Annotated in this window: 21 protein-coding genes; 12 read left to right on the top strand and 9 right to left on the bottom strand. The window is 60.6% G+C overall.

The genetic code is table 11. The annotated features are described in order from the left end of the window. Positions 1-23 precede the first annotated feature (23 nt). The 3 genes from AF71_RS04835 (at position 24) to AF71_RS04825 (ending at position 2,080) form a co-directional block, all read left to right on the top strand. Positions 24-827 carry an ABC transporter permease gene (locus AF71_RS04835; RefSeq protein ID WP_018854801.1) on the top strand — a complete coding sequence of 268 codons (804 nt, stop codon included), beginning with the start codon at positions 24-26 and terminating at the stop codon, positions 825-827. Then, positions 824-1,654 (top strand): ABC transporter permease, encoded by an 831-nt coding sequence (locus tag AF71_RS04830; RefSeq protein ID WP_018854800.1) that lies wholly within the window; start codon positions 824-826, stop codon positions 1,652-1,654. Before AF71_RS04835 ends, AF71_RS04830 begins: the two co-directional genes overlap by 4 nt. Positions 1,655-1,813: 159 nt before the next feature. Then, complete coding sequence (locus AF71_RS04825; protein WP_018854799.1) at positions 1,814-2,080, top strand: USG protein; 267 nt, start codon at positions 1,814-1,816, stop codon at positions 2,078-2,080. Positions 2,081-2,098: 18 nt separating this feature from the next. On the opposite strand, the gene AF71_RS04820 is transcribed toward AF71_RS04825, so the two are convergent. Continuing rightward, a complete protein-coding gene (locus AF71_RS04820) occupies positions 2,099-2,821 on the bottom strand; it encodes a DUF2270 domain-containing protein (RefSeq protein ID WP_018854798.1) in 723 nt (240 codons plus the stop codon). Positions 2,822-2,946: 125 nt separating this feature from the next. On the opposite strand from AF71_RS04820, the gene AF71_RS04815 reads away from it, so the two are divergent. From AF71_RS04815 to AF71_RS04800, 4 genes are all read left to right on the top strand, one after another. Continuing rightward, positions 2,947-3,762 carry a class I SAM-dependent methyltransferase gene (locus AF71_RS04815; protein ID WP_169680225.1) on the top strand — a complete coding sequence of 272 codons (816 nt, stop codon included), beginning with the start codon at positions 2,947-2,949 and terminating at the stop codon, positions 3,760-3,762. Between the two features lie 98 nt (positions 3,763-3,860). Next, complete coding sequence (locus tag AF71_RS04810) at positions 3,861-4,544, top strand: glutathione S-transferase family protein (RefSeq protein WP_169680223.1); 684 nt, start codon at positions 3,861-3,863, stop codon at positions 4,542-4,544. Further along, complete coding sequence (locus AF71_RS04805) at positions 4,541-4,873, top strand: metalloregulator ArsR/SmtB family transcription factor (protein ID WP_169680221.1); 333 nt, start codon at positions 4,541-4,543, stop codon at positions 4,871-4,873. Before AF71_RS04810 ends, AF71_RS04805 begins: the two co-directional genes overlap by 4 nt. An 8-nt stretch (positions 4,874-4,881) precedes the next feature. After that, positions 4,882-5,358, top strand: a complete 477-nt coding sequence (locus AF71_RS04800) for an SRPBCC family protein (protein ID WP_169680219.1) — start codon at positions 4,882-4,884, stop codon at positions 5,356-5,358. A 370-nt stretch (positions 5,359-5,728) separates the two neighbouring features. Here AF71_RS04800 and ssuD read toward each other — a convergent pair whose 3' ends face one another. After that, positions 5,729-6,904, bottom strand: coding sequence for an FMNH2-dependent alkanesulfonate monooxygenase (ssuD, locus tag AF71_RS04795; RefSeq protein ID WP_112660535.1), 1,176 nt, complete (start codon positions 6,902-6,904; stop codon positions 5,729-5,731). 317 nt (positions 6,905-7,221) lie between these two features. On the opposite strand from ssuD, the gene AF71_RS04790 reads away from it, so the two are divergent. Both AF71_RS04790 and AF71_RS04785 read left to right on the top strand, forming a co-directional pair. Beyond that, positions 7,222-8,139 (top strand): NAD(P)-dependent oxidoreductase, encoded by a 918-nt coding sequence (locus tag AF71_RS04790; protein WP_348644111.1) that lies wholly within the window; start codon positions 7,222-7,224, stop codon positions 8,137-8,139. Continuing rightward, positions 8,136-8,837: a DNA alkylation repair protein gene (locus AF71_RS04785; RefSeq protein WP_062371069.1), complete on the top strand. Its 702-nt coding sequence runs from the start codon at positions 8,136-8,138 to the stop codon at positions 8,835-8,837. Before AF71_RS04790 ends, AF71_RS04785 begins: the two co-directional genes overlap by 4 nt. A gap of 55 nt (positions 8,838-8,892) precedes the next feature. Here the strand turns inward: AF71_RS04785 and AF71_RS04780 are convergent, their stop codons facing one another. Both AF71_RS04780 and AF71_RS04775 read right to left on the bottom strand, forming a co-directional pair. Further along, positions 8,893-9,882: a sugar-binding protein gene (locus AF71_RS04780; RefSeq protein ID WP_018854790.1), complete on the bottom strand. Its 990-nt coding sequence runs from the start codon at positions 9,880-9,882 to the stop codon at positions 8,893-8,895. Between the two features lie 48 nt (positions 9,883-9,930). Then, on the bottom strand, positions 9,931-10,911 hold the full coding sequence (locus AF71_RS04775) for an NAD(P)-dependent oxidoreductase (RefSeq protein WP_169680215.1): 981 nt from the start codon (positions 10,909-10,911) through the stop codon (positions 9,931-9,933). A 213-nt stretch (positions 10,912-11,124) separates the two neighbouring features. Between AF71_RS04775 and AF71_RS04770 the strand changes: the two genes are divergently transcribed. Continuing rightward, the gene (locus AF71_RS04770) at positions 11,125-11,868 is read left to right on the top strand and encodes an ATP-binding cassette domain-containing protein (protein WP_026371466.1); all 744 of its coding nucleotides are present in this window, start codon (positions 11,125-11,127) and stop codon (positions 11,866-11,868) included. Positions 11,869-11,904: 36 nt separating this feature from the next. After that, positions 11,905-12,900 (top strand): ABC transporter permease, encoded by a 996-nt coding sequence (locus AF71_RS04765; protein WP_169680213.1) that lies wholly within the window; start codon positions 11,905-11,907, stop codon positions 12,898-12,900. Between the two features lie 20 nt (positions 12,901-12,920). On the opposite strand, the gene AF71_RS04760 is transcribed toward AF71_RS04765, so the two are convergent. The 3 genes from AF71_RS04760 to AF71_RS04750 form a co-directional block, all read right to left on the bottom strand. Beyond that, the gene (locus AF71_RS04760; RefSeq protein ID WP_007533095.1) at positions 12,921-13,409 is read right to left on the bottom strand and encodes an Lrp/AsnC family transcriptional regulator; all 489 of its coding nucleotides are present in this window, start codon (positions 13,407-13,409) and stop codon (positions 12,921-12,923) included. A 68-nt stretch (positions 13,410-13,477) separates the two neighbouring features. Continuing rightward, positions 13,478-14,128: a uracil-DNA glycosylase family protein gene (locus AF71_RS04755; RefSeq protein ID WP_169680212.1), complete on the bottom strand. Its 651-nt coding sequence runs from the start codon at positions 14,126-14,128 to the stop codon at positions 13,478-13,480. After that, positions 14,122-14,658 carry a thermonuclease family protein gene (locus AF71_RS04750; RefSeq protein WP_169680210.1) on the bottom strand — a complete coding sequence of 179 codons (537 nt, stop codon included), beginning with the start codon at positions 14,656-14,658 and terminating at the stop codon, positions 14,122-14,124. The genes AF71_RS04755 and AF71_RS04750 overlap by 7 nt, the downstream gene beginning before the upstream one ends. A 106-nt stretch (positions 14,659-14,764) precedes the next feature. Between AF71_RS04750 and AF71_RS04745 the strand changes: the two genes are divergently transcribed. Beyond that, entirely contained in the window at positions 14,765-16,300 is a 1,536-nt protein-coding gene (locus tag AF71_RS04745; RefSeq protein WP_169680208.1) for a HAMP domain-containing sensor histidine kinase, read from the top strand. A gap of 24 nt (positions 16,301-16,324) precedes the next feature. Here AF71_RS04745 and AF71_RS04740 read toward each other — a convergent pair whose 3' ends face one another. After that, the gene (locus AF71_RS04740) at positions 16,325-16,705 is read right to left on the bottom strand and encodes a diacylglycerol kinase (protein WP_018854783.1); all 381 of its coding nucleotides are present in this window, start codon (positions 16,703-16,705) and stop codon (positions 16,325-16,327) included. Between the two features lie 117 nt (positions 16,706-16,822). Further along, positions 16,823-17,839 (bottom strand): nicotinate-nucleotide--dimethylbenzimidazole phosphoribosyltransferase, encoded by a 1,017-nt coding sequence (cobT, locus tag AF71_RS04735; protein WP_018854782.1) that lies wholly within the window; start codon positions 17,837-17,839, stop codon positions 16,823-16,825. Between the last annotated feature and the right edge of the window lie 18 nt (positions 17,840-17,857).

Genomic DNA, 17,857 nt, shown 5'->3' with positions numbered 1-17,857 from the left:
GAAACCGCGAGGGGAAAACTGGCATGGGCGGATTATTTTCCGCGCTAGGTCCATTCTGGGCCTGGATTGGGCATATCTTCGATCCGCTTTGCGGACCCGCAGGACTCTTCACGTGGTTCGGTTCCTCGACGATCCTGGCCTGTGGCGACACCGGTTGGGGCGATGAGATCGCCGCCGGCCTCAAGGTCACAGTTGCGGTCGCTCTGGTTACCCTTCCAATCGGACTTGTCATCGGCTTCCTCGTCGCACTCGGCCAGCAATCGGAAGAGAAATCGGTCCGCCTTGCGGCCGGCATCTACACCACGATCTTCCGTGGCCTGCCGGAACTGCTGACACTGTTCATCATCTATTACGGCATGCAGATCCTGATCCAGTCCGTCCTCGCCTCCATGGGCTATGACGGCCGGATCGAAATCAACGCTTTCTTGGCGGGCGTGATCGCGCTGTCGATTGTATTTTCCGCCTATTGCTCGGAGGTGCTGCTCTCGGCTTTCCGCGCCATCCCGAAAGGCCAGTACGAAGCCGGGGACGCACTGGGCTTTCATCGTGGGCGCACGTTGCGCCTGATCGTGTTGCCGCAACTAGTGCGCATCGCCCTTCCCGGCCTGGTGAACCTCTGGATGATCCTGCTCAAGGATACGTCCTACGTCTCGATCATTGGCCTTGCCGATATCCTGCGGCAGACCGGCGTCGCCGTTAAGGTCACTAAACAGGCATTCCTGTTCTATACCGTCGCCTGCGCTCTCTATCTCGGCCTCGCCATCATTTCCTCCTTCGGCCTTCGCTACATAGAACGGTGGGCCAAGCGTTCGGAGATCAGCCGATGAGCCACGCCCAGACGCTCATTCCGGCGCAGCCGGCTCCGAAGCAAGCGCACAGGCCAGTCACCGCTGCGCGCATTACCGGATACGTTGTCGTCGCTCTCTGGATCGTCCTGGCTGCCGCACTGCTCACGATGGTCGTGACCGGTTGGGATCCGGAGAAGTTCACCCGCTACGGTCCCCGCTACCTGCATGGTCTGTATACGACGATTGCCTTGGTGGTGATCTCGGTATTCTTCGGCGCCATCTTGTCGCTGCCGTTGGCCTTTGCCCGCATGTCCAAGAACAGGTTCATCAACGGCATCGCCTACTGCTACGTCTATGTGTTCCGCGGCACGCCGCTGCTGGCACAGCTCTTTCTCATTTACTACGGCCTGGGCAGTTTCCGTCCGCAGCTGGAAACCGTCGGCCTCTGGTGGTTCTTCCGCGATGCCTGGTATTGCGGTCTGTTTGCGATGACCATCAACACGGCCGCCTACCAGGCTGAAATCCTGCGTGGCGCCATCCAGAGCGTTCCGCGCGGCCAGCACGAAGCCGCCGCCTCGCTTGGCATCCACAAGGTCATCGCCTTCCGCAAGATCCTCTTGCCGCAGGCGCTGATTGTCGCCTTGCGGCCCTACGGCAACGAGATCATCCTGCTGATCAAGGGCTCTGCGGTCGTCGCCATCATCACCGTTCTCGACCTGATGGGTGAAACGCGCTACGCCTTCTCGCGCACCTTCGATTACCAGACCTACCTTTGGGCAGCGATTTTCTACCTCACCATGGTCGAAGCCCTGCGGCATCTCTGGGCATGGATCGAGCGCCGCCTCACCCGCCACCTGAAGCGCTGAACAACGTGGCAGCACTCGCCGATGAGAGCTGCCAACGATTTGAAATTGCAAAAGAAATTCCTGAGGCACTAGCAATTCGTCAAGCTTCGGTTAAGCATGTAGTGGTTCCATTTCATTGATCGCTAATGAGCGATCAATGGAACCAGAAGCGAGACGACGATGCACAAGGACATGGAAAGGCAGCTTCAGGGCTACGGCCTCACGACGGCCCAAATCATCTACCGGATGCCGGATCATCAAACGATCCTACAGACATACATCTGGCAGGACTACGACCTTGCACCGGATTTTCCGGAAATGCGCAGCTTCCTGAAGTTCTGGCAGGAGAAGCTCGACGGACCGCTGCATTCGGTCCGCTACATTCACCGCAAACTCATCTCGGCCACCGAATGGCGGGCGCTGAGAGGCGAGTTCACCATCAACTGATCACGCTGCAAAAGCCGGTCAGACATGAGCCTCCCCTTTGACGAACTCGTCTTCGTCCATCTCCCGATGCAGTGTGCCGTAGAGGATACCGGCATAGCCCAAGCCAACCAGGCAGAGCACGGCCCAGCCCGGGATCGGCCCAAGTGCCGCGTTCTCGACTACGTAAGTCCATGAATGCGTCTGCGTCAGCGGATTGCCCTCTGCCTGGAGCTTCGGCGTGGTGATCTTCAGACACCATGCGAGCAACAGGATAAAATACATCCAGCAATAGTTGCGGCGCAGTCGCCGCTTGACCGCGCCGGGGTAGCTCAAGAGAAATTGCGGCTTGCGCAAGCTCCTCGCGATCGCGCCGGCCCAATCGGGTCTGGATTCGCCGTTCGGCGCAAGAATCTGCGCGAAATAGCCCCGCTCCAGCTTCCGTACTCGGGCGCGGTAGATATCGAAGAAGCGGTATCGGCGCGCTTCGATGAGCAACAGCAGGGTGATCAGCATCATCCCGAAAAGCAGCACGCCATGGTGCGAGGTCGGCGTCGACAGTGAAACCGAAAGCAACGCCGCCGAGACCGTGATCGCCCAATTCGATGTTCGGTCGATGCGATCGCGCCAGCTTATCATCCGGCCGAGCTCTCCCCGATAATAGTGGCTGAGCGTATTCGTGATCTCGCCTGGCGTTGCCGGCAGCGCTGGTCGCGGACTATCCAGCTCTATCTCGAAGTTCGCCTTACTGATTTCGGCCACCATGGTATTTCCTCCATTTTGTTCTTATCCATTAGAGGATCCTTATTCTGCGCCTCGAACGTCGCCATTGCAAAAGACAATCAGTCGCCGTAGACGCAGCTCTGGAATTAAAACGATGGTGAATTGCTATGGCCAAGAAGATCGACGAAGACGCACTCGCGGAAGCCTATAACCGGGCTCTTGCCCTCGAGAAGGCGGGAGATGTCGATGCCGCCGTAAAGGCCTATGAAGAGGTCCTGGCCATCGACCCCGAGGATCATGGCGGCGCTGCCGTCCGGATCGCCTCCATGGGACGCGGCGAGACGCCACCCAAGGCGCCGGACGCCTATGTCGAGACCCTGTTCGATCAGCACGCCGAAGTCTTCGAGGACGTTCTCGTCGAACAGCTCGGCTACCACGTGCCGATGATGGTGCGCCAGCGCCTGCAGGAGCTGAACCTTGGCCCCTTCAAGCGCATGCTCGACCTCGGCTGTGGCACTGGCCTCACCGGCAGCGCGCTCAGCGACCTCTGCGAGGACATGACCGGCATCGACATTTCCGAAAACATGGTCGAGATCGCCCACGAGAAGGAGCTCTACGAGACGCTCTTCGTCGCTGAGGTCGAGGACTTTCTCGAAGACAATGACGAGGATCCGTTCGATCTCGTTACCGCGACTGACGTCCTACCCTATCTCGGCGCGCTCGAACCGCCGTTCTTCGGCGTCGCGGAAAACCTGAACCCCGGCGGTTTCTTCATCTTTTCATCCGAGGAACTGCCCGAAGCCTCCGCAAATGGCCAACCCTACATGGTCGGCCCGCATCAGCGCTTTTTGCATTCGGCAGCTTATATTCGCGAACGCCTCGCAGCGACGGGATTCGAGCTCGTCGAGATGCGAGAGATCAACGTTCGCATGCAGGAAGGCAATCCGAGCCCGGGCCACCTGGTGATTGCGCGGCTGTCTTAATACTTAGCCATCCACGCAACTTTCCTGTTGCCAGCGAAGCGGCGCCCTGATACTTAGCCATTCACGCAAGTTTTAAAACAACGTGAAAGGCCGGCCGCATGTCGCTCTTCCTCCACAGTCATCCGCTTGCATCTTTCTGCCACAAGGTCCTGATCGCCCTTTACGAGAACGACACGCCCTTCGAGCCCGTCCATGTCGATCTCGGAAACGAGGCATCGAGAGCCGCGTTCCTCAGCGTCTGGCCACTCGGAAAGATGCCGGTGCTGCGCGATGAGGCACGCAACCGCACTGTCCCTGAAACGACGATCATCATCGAGTATCTCGATCGCTACTATCCGGGTGCGACGGCCCTCATCCCAGGCGATTTCGACAAAGCGCTTGAGGTCCGCCTGTGGGATCGCTTCTTTGACCTGCACGTGCAGGAACCGATGCAACAGATCGTCGCCGAACGTCTGCGCGGCGGCGGCGATCCGAGCCGCGTGGCCGGTGCTGAGGCGGCGCTGCGCAAGGCCTACGGCATGATTGAGCAGCAACTCGGCGAACACCCTTGGATCGCAGGGGATAGCTTCACCATGGCCGACTGCGCCGCGGCACCCGCCCTCTTCTATGCCGAGACCCTTGTCCCTTTCGCCGGCCAGCCAAGCCTGCGGGCTTACTACGACAGGCTACTGGCGCGCCCGTCCTTTGCACGGGTCCTTGAAGAAGCGCGGCCGTATTTCAGATTCTATCCCTACCGGGAACGGCTACCCGCACGCTTCCGGCCGGACGAAGCCTCTATATGATGGACGAACCCGCCGCACTCGATGAGACGTTCCACGCGCTTTCGGACCGCAGCCGGCGCGGGATGGTCGACCGTCTCGGCCGCGGGCCAGCTTCGGTGTCCGAGCTTGCGGAACCTCTGTCGATGGCGCTGCCGACCGTTATGAAACACCTCGCCGTGCTGGAGAGGAGCGGCCTTGTCCGTTCCGAAAAGAGCGGCCGCGTGCGGACCTATCGCCTGGAAGCAGGCGCATTGGGCCAGGTCGAACGCTGGCTTGCCGAACACAAGGCAAGTTGGAACGCCCGCTTTGACCGACTTGAACGATTTCTCTCGGACGACCAACCGGAGTGACGAACGACATGACAAGACATTCCGCCATGCACGAGACATTCGCAATCGAGCGAAAGATGCGGGCGCCGGTCTCACGGGTGTTTGCCGCCTGGGCCGATGCGGAGGCCAAGCGGCAGTGGTTTGCATGCCACGACGAGTGGGTCCCCATCGAATACAGCCTAGAGTTCCGCGTCGGCGGCCAGGAGCGCAATCGCGTCGCTGACAGCGACGGCGTGCTGCATGCCTACGAGGCGCGCTATCTCGATATCGTGCCGCAGGCCCGCATCATCTATGCCTATGACATGAAGCTCGGCGAAACCCGCATTTCGGCATCGCTTGCGACGATCACCTTCGAAGCGACGCCATCAGGAACAACCATGCTCTTTACGGAACAGGTCGTCTTCCTCGATGACTATACCGACGGTGGCTCGCGACGGCAGGGAACGGAAATTCTGGTCGATCGCATCCAGGCGTTTGTCGAGCGCGACGGCAGCACAGCGCACTAAATCTTGAACCGGTTTCATGCTACGTTGGCGCCTCGGCATCTCACGGCGGCAGGCGAGGCAGTATGACTGCAGATAAACGACACACACAAGCCGGATCCACGCTCAAGCGGCGGCCGAGATTCAATCCCAAGCGCGGCCCCAGGCCAAGCGTCCTGGCCCGGGCCAATCGCACGGTTGCCTGGGGAGCGTCCCTGGTTATCGCTGTCTTTCTCCTGATTGTCACAGTCAACGCGTTGGTGCACTAGCCGGAAGAGGCCGGGCTGTAGCTAAGCCAGCACCACCGGTCGACGCAGTATCCGGCGAGCATGGTCGGAAGGTGCGTCGTCGATGAAAGCGCGCCGCCCGACAACAGACGGCGCCGGTTGGCACATCAGGAGCCGGACACTACTTTGAGGTTTCCACCATGGCTGCCGCCACCGAAGACCTGATGCTTGCCGAAATCGCTCTGGAAGCCGTGACGCTGCTCTTCGCGCGTGATCCCGAGTTCCGGGAACAGTAACTCGGCAACGCGATAGGCCTCCTCGAGATGCGGATAACCGGATCCGATGACCGTATCGATACCGACGTCCTGATATTCCCGCAGGCGAGCGGCCACGGTCTTCGGCGACCCGACAAGTGCTGTCCCTGCCCCGGCGCGCACCAAGCCGACACCGGCCCAAAGGTTCGGCGACACTTCCAGCTTGTCGCGCCGGCCACCGTGCAGGGCCGCCATACGCTGCTGGCCGACGGAGTCGGATTCCTTGACAAAGCGCTCCTGCGCCTCGCGGATCGTCTCATCGTCGAGTTTCGAGATCAGACGATCGGCCGCTGCCCATGCTTCCTCATCGGTTTCGCGGACGATGAAATGCAGGCGAATGCCGAAGCTGACCTCGCGCCCCTTGTTCGCCGCGGCAGCCCGTACCTTTTGAACCTTTTCGGCAACCTGAGCCGGCGGCTCGCCCCAGGTCAGGTACTTGTCGACGCGGCCGACCGAGAAGTCGATACCAGCATCCGACGAACCGCCGAAGTACAGGGGCGGCCGCGGGTTCTGCACCGATGGAAAGCCAAGCTTCGCATTCGTCGCCTTGATGTATTTGCCGTCGTAACTCGCGACACCCTTTTCGAGCAGCTCTTCGAAGACCGTGAAGAACTCATCGGCATGGGCATAGCGCTCGTCGTGGGCCAAATGAATGCCGTCGCCGGCAAGCTCCGCCGGACTGCCGCCGACGACGATGTTGAGCAGCAGGCGCCCATTCGAAATACGGTCCAGCGTCGTCGTTAGACGCGCGTAGTATGCCGGTGATGCCGTACCCGGACGGATTGCCACCAGAAACTGCAGCTTCTCGGTCTTGGCAGCGAGCGCTGCCGCTGTCACGAACGATTCTTCACAGGCAACGCCCGTCGGCAGCAGCACGCCGGAGTACCCAAGGCGATCAGCCGCCTGGGCAATCTGGGTGAGATAACCGATTTCCGGCGCGCGCGTCTGCTCGTTCGAGCCGAGATAGGCACCATCTCCCGAGGTCGGGATGAACCAGAGGAAATTGATGGGATCGTGTTTGCCGGTCATGGAAATGATGCCTTCTAGTCGGAATTGAATTAGCTTTGCTTTGCGTGCGAGGCGCCCGTCGTCGGTGTTCAGGACGGTGCCATGACGAGAAGCCCCAGTGTTTGACGTCGTAAAATCATCGTCTTCCCTCTCTGGAAGTCAGCCGCTCTCGGCGCTCCAGTGTCTCGTTGCAATCTTTACAAAAACCATCAAATCGATCGACATTTGTAATTATTATCTTTCGAGGCTCGCCGGATTATCCGAACCGGCAATTGCCGCTTTCGGAGAAAATTTTTCCGCCACGATGCAACCCGCACTTCGACGGCTTTCCGAGCGCCGTGCTTTCCGCTAATCCTCGTGCCCGGCATTCAGGAGAGGATTGGCACATGGCAAAAGTCGCATTCATCGGTCTTGGCGTAATGGGTTTTCCCATGGCTGGCCATCTCAAGGTGAAGGGCGGCCATGACGTTACCGTCTACAACCGGACCGCATCGAAGGCGGCGGCCTGGGCGGAGAAGTTCGGCGGCAGAGCGGCCCCAACACCCGCCGAAGCGGCCATGGATGCGGATTTCGTCTTTACCTGCGTCGGCAACGACGATGATCTCCGTTCGGTGACAACAGGTGAAAACGGCGTTCTCCAGACGATGAAGCCCGGCGCGATCCTGATCGACAACACGACCGCGAGCGCGGAAGTTGCCCGCGAGCTCGATGCCGCCGCAAAAGGCAAGGGCTGCGCCTTTATCGATGCCCCGGTATCGGGTGGACAGGCCGGCGCCGAGAACGGCGTCTTGACCGTCATGTGCGGTGGTGACGAGGCCATCTTTGACAAGGCAAAGCCGGTGATCGATGCCTACGCCCGGATGGTCGGCCTCATGGGACCGGCGGGTGCCGGTCAGCTGACCAAGATGATCAACCAGATCTGCATCGCCGGCGTCGTCCAAGGGCTGGCGGAGGGCATTCACTTCGGCAAGCGCGCCGGCCTCGACATCGAGAAGGTCGTCGAGGTTATCTCCAAGGGTGCTGCCGGCTCCTGGCAGATGGAGAACCGGCACAAAACGATGAATGCAGGCAAGTACGACTTCGGCTTTGCCATCGACTGGATGCGCAAGGATCTCGGGATCGTGCTCAACGAGGCACGCCGCAACGGTGCAAAGCTGCCGGTGACGGCCTTGGTCGACCAATTCTATGGTGACGTCCAGGCCATGGGCGGCAATCGCTGGGATACGTCCTCGCTCCTGGCCCGTCTCGAAAAATGATCGGTCCCTCCTCCAGCAGCGCGGAGCTGATTGCGCATCTGCAAACGCTGCGCTCGGAGGAAAACATATCAGGCATGGCCCGTTTCGGCATCGTCACCGAAACGGCGCTCGGCATCTCCAATTCGGATCTCCGAAAGATCGCCCGAACGGTGAAGCAAAGTAACGGCCGTGCGCTGGAGCTGTGGCAAGGCAACATCCGCGAAGCTCGCCTGCTAGCGCTCTATACGGCCGAACCGCAGAAGCTCACGGCAGACCTCGCCAGAACATGGTCCGATAACTTTCACTCGTGGGAAATCGTCGATACGGCGGCAGACCTCTACGTCGAGGCTGGTCTCAAGGCGCTCATACCTGAATTCGCAGCCGACGATCGCGAGTTCGTTCGGCGAACTGCCTTTGCGATGATTGCCAGCGCAGCCGTGCATCTGAAGAATGAGCCGGACGACACGATCCTTGCCTGGCTTCCACTCATAGACGCGCACGCTCGCGACCCGCGCAATTTCGTACGCAAGGCGGTGAACTGGGCGCTGCGAAACATCGGCAAACGCAACCTGCATTGCCATGCTCGCGCATGCACAGTCGCGGAACGACTTGCCGCATCCGACGACCGGACCGCGCGCTGGATCGGCAAGGACACCGTCCGGGAACTCAAAAGCGAGAAGGTCATCGCGAGGCTCGAGCGAAAGTCGGCAACGCGATAATCGCTGTAAAAGACAGCGAGCGGATGATGGTATCCGCCCGCCGTCCTTCCCCCCACTATTTCTGGATGCAGGTATCGACCGTATCCTTGGTGCACTCATCGAGGCCGGTGAAGACTGGATCCGGGACCGTCTTGCCGGCGATCAGGTCCATCATCACTGACGGTGCCTTGTAGCCCATTTCGAACGGCCGCTGGCCGACAAGAGCGGTGACGAGACCTTCCTTGGCGATCGCGACTTCATCACCGATCGTGTCGGCCGCACCGATCACGAACTCGTTCTTGCCGATCTTTTCGGCCATCGGCTTGAACAGGTCGCGATAGGGCTGCGGCGCGCCGAACAGCGGCCAGCCGCCCATAATCCCGAAAGCATCGAGATCGGGGTTTGCCTGGAGAATGTCGGTCATGGCCTGAACGCCTTTGGCGCCATCGTCGTTCGTGAAGACCGGGCAACCGGCAACTTCGGTCCACCCGCCCTCGCCTTTCAGCGCGGTCAGGCCTTTCTGGCCGGTCAGGGTGTCACGCATCCCCTGCGCGCGACGCAGAATGTTGTCGGCACCCGGGTTGCCTTCGATCGTGCAGATCTTGCCGCCCTGCGGCTTGGCCTTCTTGATGTACTCGCCGATGCGCGCGCCCATCAGATAGTTATCGGTGCCGAGATAGGTCTTGCGCAGTGCTGAATCTTCCGCCGCAAGGTCGGCGTCGAGCGTCATCACGGGAACCTTGGGATTTGCCGTCTTCAGCGTCTGAGCGATCAGTTTGGCGTTCGACGGAGAAATGGCGATGGCCACCGTTTCCGCCTTGCCCAACACGTCCTGAACGATTTGCGCTTCGCCGGCTTCATCCGAAGTCGATGCAGGGCCAGTGTAGAAGCACTCGTATTCGGAGCTGGCGTTTTCCTTGTTCCACTTCTGGCAGCCTTGGTTGATTGCCTCGAAGAACGGGTTGTCGAGGCCTTTCACAACGATGACCAACTGTTTCTTGGCCGCCAGCGCCTGTCCCGCCGTCAGCGCCAGCACCGCGGCTGTAAGCAATAATGCCTTCCTCATAGCTTCCTCCCATTGAAAAAATGGCGGACGCCATCGTCCGCCACATGATCAACCCGGATACCAGACGATGCGAGGATCCTCCTCCAAACGCACATACCCCCAGGCCGAGTCGATTAGCATTTCCAGATCGTAGACGGGCCGCCATTCGAGCAGGTATTTCGCCTTGCTGTTGTCCATCCAGTTGGAATGGAACTGGCTCGGTATATCGACCGCACCGAGGCCGCGCGTCCGCGAAAGGTGGGCGGCAACCTCGCCGTAGTCGACAGGTCGGTCCATGCAGATGTTGAACAGCTGACCTCGCGCGCGCGGATTGTCGAGCGACGCGAGGATCGCCGAAACCAGATCGTCAACGTGAACGAAATTGCGCTTCAGCGGCCTGCCGTCGGCATCGCGCAACAACGGCACCGTCCGCTCCCGCTGATAGCGCTCCGCATCAGCCCGCGGCACGAGTGTCTTCCAGTCCGGCCCGCCGAAAACATCGTCGCCGAACGACAAGGTGAACTTGAAGTCGTCCTTCTCCATGATCCAGGGCGCGCGCAAGCAGCAGCCGTTTATGCCATACTGTCTCTGGAACTGCTCCAGCATCACCTCTTCCAGCACCTTCGACAGCGCATAGCAGCCGGGATAGGCCTGGTGAGGCGTAGCCTCTGTGATTGGCGCTTCATGGCGATAGAAAAAGTGCCCTATCCCTGCATCGCCGCCGATAAGAATGAATTGGCGCGCAGTAGCGCTCGTCCTGAAGCCCTCGAGCAGCCAGAAAAGTCCCTTGACGGTGACGTCCATGACATCTTCAGGCGTTTCCTTGCATGTCGCGAGATGCACGACATGCGTGACGCCGGCAAGCGCATTCGACACGGCCCCTCGATCGCTGATTGAGCCTCGCACAGCTTCGACGCGCTCGTTTTCCGGGCACAAGCGATTATGACAAAGCGCGCGAATGCGCGCCTTGGAAAATCGCGGATCGTCGAGCAGCCCCCCGATGAAGCGCTGCCCGACCTTGCCCGTTGCACCGGTGACAAGGATCAGCATGCTCTCCTCCGTCAACAGCTAATATACAGAGACCTCCGCGCGTCAATCAAATTGTAGTATGAAACGAGTAATTGTAACAAAGACGGTAAATTAGCAGCATCCGATTGACGGTTTCGCACGGTTCTGGGTAAATGTTGTAAGCGCTCGCAGGGAGGAAACTGGCGAGCGAATCAGCGGCCCCAAGAAAGGGTCGCGCTTTGGGAGGCTAGACGGCTGGTGGCAGTTCTTGAGCTCGCCAACATCTCCAAACATTTCGGCGCCATACAGGCGGTCAACGACGTTTCGTTTTCGCTCGAAGCGGGAGAAGTCGTCGGATTGATGGGCGATAACGGCGCCGGCAAATCGACGCTCGTGAAAATGATCGCGGGCAATTTCCGTCCGAGCCATGGAACGATGCGGCTCGACGGCAACGACCTCATTCTGCATCGACCAGTCGAGGCCCGGCAGCGGGGCATCGAGATCGTCCACCAGGACCTGGCGCTCTGCAACAATCTGACGGCCGCAGCGAACGTGTTCCTCGGCCGCGAGATGCGCCGTGGTTACGGCCCCATGCGCATTCTCGATTACAAGACGATGTACAAGCGCGCCGGCGAAATCTTCAAGGAACTGAAATCGGAGACGCGGCCGCGAGATCTGGTGAAGCAGATGTCGGGTGGTCAGCGCCAGGCCGTCGCAATCGCTCGCACCATGCTGGCGGAAGCGAAGCTCGTGCTCATGGACGAGCCTACCGCCGCCATCTCGGTTCGCCAGGTTGCCGAGGTTCTTGCTCACATCCGTCAACTGCGCGATCGCGGCATCGCGGTCATTCTCATCAGCCACCGCATGCCTGACGTTTTCTCGGTCGCCGATCGGGTGATCGTCATGCGGCGCGGGCGCAAGGTTGCCGACAAGCCGATAACGGCGAGTTCGCCGGAGGAAGTCACCGGGCTCATAACAGGCGCAATCGAACAGGTGTGACTGGCAGCCGCTCCCTAACGTAAGTGAAGGTCGACCATGGCAATAACCCTCGATCAGACGATAGCGCAAAGGCAGCGCAACTGGTTCTCGTCCGTGTTCGCGAGCCAGACCTTCTGGGTCCTCGTCGCCGTCATCATCGCCTGCATCTTCCTGTCCTTCGCCACGAGCTCCTTCGCCACCCCCACCAATCTCTACAACATCACCCGCAACGTCACCTTTGTCGCCATCATTGCTCTCGGCATGACGCTGGTCATCATCACCGGAGGCATCGATCTGTCCGTTGGGTCGGTTCTTTGCCTCTGCAGTATGGTGTTGGCGGTTACGATGCATGCCGGCTATGGGATCGGGACCGGCATTGCGGCCTCGATCGGCACGGCGCTGGTGGTCGGCGCCTTCAACGGCCTGTTGATTGCCTATCTCGGATTCCCGCCGTTCGTCGTCACCCTTGGCATGCTGTCAATTGCCCGCAGCCTCGCAATGGTGGCCTCCAACAATACCGTCGTCTTCCAGTTCGGCCCGGATCACGACAAGCTGCTGGCGCTTGGCGGCGGCGCATGGCTCGGCATCGCCAATCCGGTCCTTTACATGGCCGTGCTGGCGCTGCTGACCGGCTTCTTGCTGCGCTGGACGCGCTTCGGCCGTTATGTCTTCGCGATTGGTGGAAACGAGCATGCAGCCACGCTCACGGGCGTGCCTGTCAGGAAGATCAAAGTCGCGGTCTATATGATCTCGGCTCTCTCAGCCGGTGTCGCCGGCATCATCCAGACCGGATGGCTGGGTGCCGTAACCACGAACATCGGTGCAGGGATGGAACTGCAGGTCATCGCCGCAGCCGTCATCGGCGGCGCCAATCTTGCAGGCGGCGTCGGCACCGCCTTCGGCGCCATTGTCGGCGCCGCGTTGATCGAGGTCATCCGCAACAGCCTCGGCCTGCTCGGCATCAACGCCTTCTGGCAGGGCACCTTCATCGGCGGCGCGATCGTTCTCGCGGTTCTGTTTGACCGGCTCAGGAACCTGCGGCAGAGCGACTAGCAACTGCCGCGGCTCTCGTATCAGTCCTCGTTCGACTTCGCGTTGTCGAGGATCATGTAATCGAGCGGCAACTGCGTCGAATACTTGATCTGCTCCATCGCGAAGGCGGAAGACACGTCGCGAATCTCGATCTTTGCGATCATCCGCTTGTAGAAGGCGTCATAGGCGGCAATGTCAGGCACGACCACCCGCAGAAGGTAGTCCACGTCGCCGCTCATGCGATAGAACTCGACCACCTCGGGAAAATCGGCAACGACTTCCGAAAAACGCCGCAGCCACTCGATCGAGTGTGTTGCGGTGCGGATCGAGACAAAAACCGTGACCTTTGTGTTGACCTTTTCCGGGTCAAGGATGGCGACGCGGCGCTTGATCACGCCATCCTCTTCCATCTTCTGGATGCGCCGCCAGCAGGGTGTCGTGGACAGCCCGACCTTCTTGGCGAGATCGGCAACAGCCAAAGTCGAATCCTCCTGCAACAGGCGCAGGATTTTGCGGTCGAGACGGTCCATACGGAAAAGCCCTTTCGAATTTATTTTCTTTGTATAGCGTGATTCCGGCAGTTTAAAAGAATTTTGTTTCAGCGCAGCAATGAGGCGACCCGCTCGCGCAGCACAGGCAACAACTCCGTCTCGAACCACGGGTTGCGCTTGATCCATCCGGTATTGCGCCAGCTCGGATGAGGCAGCGGCAAGATGCCAGGCATGCGGACCTTCGACAGCGTCGTTCGCCAGGCTCGCACCGTCTCCGTCATATTCTCGCTGCGCTCCGCGCCCATGTGCCACGCCTGCGCATATTGGCCGACTGCAAGGACAAGCTCGATCTGCGGCATAGCCGATATGACCCTGCTCCGCCAATGCGGCGCACATTCACGCCGCGGCGGCAGGTCGCTTCCCTTCGAGTCATAGCCGGGAAAACAGAAGCCCATCGGCACGATGGCGAAACAGTCGGGGTCGTAGAACGTCTCCCGATCCACCCTCAGCCAGTCGCGCAACCGGTCGCCGGATGCATCATTGAAGGGAATGCCGCTCTCATGAACCTTGAGGCCGGGCGCCTGCCCCGCGATCAGGATCCTCGCCTTCGACGACATCACTGCAACCGGCCGCGGCTCGTGCGGCAGACGAGCGTTCGCACCGCCAAGCGGCGTGTCACGACAGATGCGGCACGCCCCAATCTCCTGCCGAAGACTATCGAGCGCCGCGTCGTCCGGCGCACCTCTTGCAATCACCATCCGAGCAACCCCAGGACACCTCGTGCAACTGGTCGCGGCGCATGGTCGCGTACGCTTCGCGGCATCTCGAAGGTGCCCGCCCAGAGCCCGACCTTCTGCGCCCTCGCCCGCGCCTCCTCGTCACCATACGCTCCGTAGGATACCGCCATGCCCTTGCGCACCATCGTGGCGTTGAGATCCGCCCCGCCAGCATGGCAGACCACCAGCAGGCGATCGAAACGGTCCCGTTCGGTTCCCCTGCACTGCGTATCGGCGGCCCTGACAAGGGCTTGCAACGCCTGCTTCGCCTCCCGCCCGCACGCCCATTCGCTGCCCGCACGCTCGCATGTCTGGCTGAGCTCGGGCGCGTCGATACCGTATAGCCGCATCCGATCGCCGCCTATGTTCAGGCTGTCGCCGTCAGCCGCATGAAACTGGCCGGCATAGACCGTTGCCGCGTCATCATTCAGCTTGGCTGCAATCAGCCACAGGAATGCCAGCAGAGCCAGCGCCGTCACGCCGTCGCGCATCACCCGCAAACCGCGCGTCACGCTTTCGCCTCCTTAAAAAACAAATCCTTGGCAAAGATGGCTAACACCATCTTAAGGATTGCGCTTTAGGGTTTAGACAACCGCGGATCAAGTTTCAACGTGCACAATGGGTACTGGCGTTAGCACATCGGCCGACAAGAACATCGTCGACAAGTCACGCAGCCACCGCAACAAGCCAGTGTCGAAGGCTGTGCGGCTGACGCGAGAGCGCCTCCAGTCGAGCCACGCCGCAAGCGGTAACTTCGATCGCGACGTGCTGGCAATGTATATCAATACGGTCCTGCAGGGCGCGTCGATCGTCCCGCTCTTCGTCATGATCATCGCCGCCCTCGGCGTCTACTTCACCGAAAACACCCAAATCTTTCTGTGGGCGCTTCTGACCCTCACGGCCCATGCGACCAACGTATTTCTGGCGCGCCGCGCCCGAGGCCAGGAGATCAACGCGACGACGGCCCGCAAATGGCGCCGCCTTCTCCTGTTTGGACAATTCATGGTCGGCTGCTGCTGGGCGGTGTTTGCCCTGCAGGACTGCACGGCATGCGAACCCTCGAGTTTCCTGCTCTACAAGGGGGCCGCGCTGCTGATCGCGCTCTCGATCACTGCGATGTCGAACTTCATGCTGACGCCGTCGGTGCTCATCACCTTCGCGCCGGTCGTCCTCGGACTGATCGCCCAAGCCGGCCTTTCCCGTGGAATCCTCGAGATCAGCCTGACGGCCGTCTTCACCACGACGGTAATCCTCTTCAACTACATCAGCGACCGGCTGTTCCAGTCCAACCTCAGGATCCTCGCCTATCAGGCCGAGAAGGACGACCTGATCGCCGAGTTGGAAGTCGCAAAGTCGATGTCCGATGAGGCCCGCCGCCGTGCGGAAGAAGCAAACCTCGCAAAGTCGCGCTTCCTTGCATCCATGTCGCACGAATTGCGCACGCCTCTCAATGCGATCCTCGGCTTCTCGGAAGTCATGTCCGCCGAGGTGATGGGGCCGCTGAACAACGCCACCTACAAGGAATACACCAGCGACATTCACCGCTCGGGCGAGCACCTGCTGAACCTCATCAACGAGATCCTAGACCTCTCGCGCATCGAGGCCGGAAAATACGAGCTGAGCGAGGAAGCCGTCTCGCTGCTGAACATCTCGGAAGATTGCATCGGCATGGTGCAGCTACGCGCACGCGGCAAGAACATCACCATCTCGCCGCAGTTCGAGGCCGAATTGCCGGCCGTTTGGGCGGATGAGAAATCACTGCGTCAGGTCGTCCTCAATCTGCTGTCCAATGCCGTGAAGTTCACCCCGCAAGGCGGCGAAATCCGCGTCAAGGTCGGCTGGACCGCCGGCGGGGGCCAATACATCTCCATCAAGGACAATGGCCCCGGGATTCCTGAAGAAGAGATCCCCGTGGTTCTCTCGGCCTTCGGCCAGGGGTCGATCGCGATCAAGAGCGCCGAACAAGGCACCGGCCTCGGCCTGCCGATCGTTCAGGCGATCCTCGCCAAGCACGACGGCCAGTTCATCCTCAAATCGAAGCTGCGCGAAGGCACCGAAGTCATCGCCATCCTGCCCGCCAAACGCGTGCTCCAGACTGTCCCGGCGGTCGAAGATGCGCCGGCGGTCTCCCGCAAGCGCCGGAGTTTTGCTTGACCGTCTGGTCGACCACAGGCGCCTCTATCCAAACAGCAGATGCTTGCCGATCGTGAACAGCAGGAACACGCCGCACGCAACGATCATGCAGACGACGGCGAAGGAGCCGAGATCCTTGGCGTGCTTTCCGACCATGGAAATCTCCGGCGAAATCCTATCGATGACTTCCTCGATCGCCGTGTTCAGGGCCTCGACGGCAAAGAGGGCAAGAAATAGCACGACGGCAATCATCAGCTCGGCAAGCGTTGCCCCGACGACGATCAGGAGGATCAGTGAAAACGCGAAGAACAGCAGTTCTTGCCGGAATGCAGCCTCCCTGATCAACCGCCTGAAGCCGCCCAGCGAGTAGCCGGCGGCTGCAAAAAAGTGGCTGATGCCGGTGAGTTTTGTCACGGCAGGTTTCATCAAGTGCCCTCGTTGTCCGTCAATGGCGGCCTTGTCGCCGCCAGTCAGAAATTGCGAATACCGGTTCGCGGTCGCCGCGGCAAGGGCTCCGTCATCAACCTGTCACAAACCTGAAGGTCAGTGCTTGTTGGTGACGCCTGCCTGCGAAAACGTCGCCATGCCGGAATGGCAGGCCGCCGCCGCCTTGACGATCCCGGCCGCAAGGGCCGCCCCCGTCCCCTCGCCGAGCCGCATGCCGAGCGCCAGAAGCGGCGTCTTGCCAAGCATTTCGATTGCCCGCAAATGGCCCGGCTCGCCGGAGACGTGGCCGATCAGGCAGTGATCGAGCGCCGAAGGATTGGCAGCCTTGAGGATGGCGCCGGCTGCCGTTGCGACGTAGCCGTCGATCAATACCGGAATCTTCTCGACACGCGCGGCAAGGATCGCTCCCGCCATCGCCGCGATCTCACGACCGCCGAGGCGGCGCATGATCTCGAGCGGATCGTCCAGATGATCGCTGTGGAGCGCAACGGCCCGCTCAACGGCTGCGATCTTGCGCTCCAGCATCTCGCCTTCGGAACCCGTGCCCGGACCAACCCAATCACGCGCAGTGCCGCCGTAAAGGGCGTAGTTGATCGCCGCTGCGATCGTGGTGTTGCCGATTCCCATCTCACCGATGCAGAGAAGATCGGTACCGCCAGCGATCGCTTCCATGCCGAAGGCCATGGTCGCCGCACAGTCACGCTCGGACAAAGCAGGCTCTTCGGTAATGTCGCCGGTCGGATAGTCGAGCGCCAGATCGAAGACTTTCAGCCCGAGGTCATAGGCGACGCAAATCTGATTGATCGCAGCGCCACCGGCCGCAAAATTCTCGACCATCTGCTGCGTGACGGCAGGCGGAAACGGCGTGATGCCCTGCCTAGTCACGCCATGGTTGCCGGCGAAGATCGCCACCAGCGGCCGATTCACTGCAGGCGCCCTGCCCGTCCAGGCGGCGAGCCAGAATGCAATTTCCTCAAGCCGTCCGAGCGCACCGGGCGGCTTCGTCAACTGCGCATCGCGCTCGCGCGCGGCAGCAAGTGCCCTGGCATCCGGTCCCGGCAGATCGCGCAAAAGTGCCCGAAAATCGTCGAACGGCAGGCCTGAAACGCTCATGAATGCGGCTTCCTTGTC

It is taken from the genome of Rhizobium sp. 57MFTsu3.2 (assembly GCF_012932765.1).
GTDB classification, from domain to species: Bacteria; Pseudomonadota; Alphaproteobacteria; order Rhizobiales; family Rhizobiaceae; genus Rhizobium; species Rhizobium altiplani.
This window is presented reverse-complemented; position numbering and strand designations above follow the sequence as displayed.